Here is a 585-nt window from a genome sequence, read left to right on the forward strand (position 1 = left end):
AATGGCAAAGGAAAAATTCGAACGGACCAAGCCGCACGTGAACGTCGGCACCATCGGTCACGTTGACCACGGCAAAACCACCCTGACGGCTGCAATCGCAACCGTTCTGTCGAAGAAATTCGGCGGCGAAGCCAAGGCCTACGATCAGATCGACGCGGCTCCGGAAGAGAAGGCACGCGGCATCACCATCAACACCGCGCACGTCGAGTACGAAACCGCAAACCGTCACTACGCCCACGTCGACTGCCCGGGCCACGCTGACTACATCAAGAACATGATCACCGGTGCTGCCCAGATGGACGGCGCGATCCTGGTGTGCTCGGCCGCTGACGGCCCGATGCCGCAGACCCGCGAGCACATCCTGCTGGCGCGTCAGGTTGGCGTTCCGTACATCATCGTGTTCCTGAACAAGTGCGACCTGGTCGACGACGCAGAACTGCTGGAACTGGTCGAAATGGAAGTGCGCGAGCTGCTGTCGAAGTACGAGTTCCCGGGCGACGACCTGCCGATCATCAAGGGTTCGGCACGTATGGCCCTGGAAGGCCAGGCTGGCGAGATGGGCGAAGACTGCATCATCCGTCTGGC

General features: G+C 61.0%; 1 protein-coding gene. It reads left to right on the plus strand.

What is annotated here, in order from left to right; translation table 11 throughout:
- Position 1: 1 nt before the first annotated feature.
- Positions 2-585: GTP-binding protein (locus AC3A6M_RS24850; RefSeq protein ID WP_487855358.1), on the plus strand; the 584-nt coding region annotated here is incomplete at its 3' end.

The sequence above is a fragment of the Telluria sp. Soil_C_11 genome (assembly GCF_057657395.1).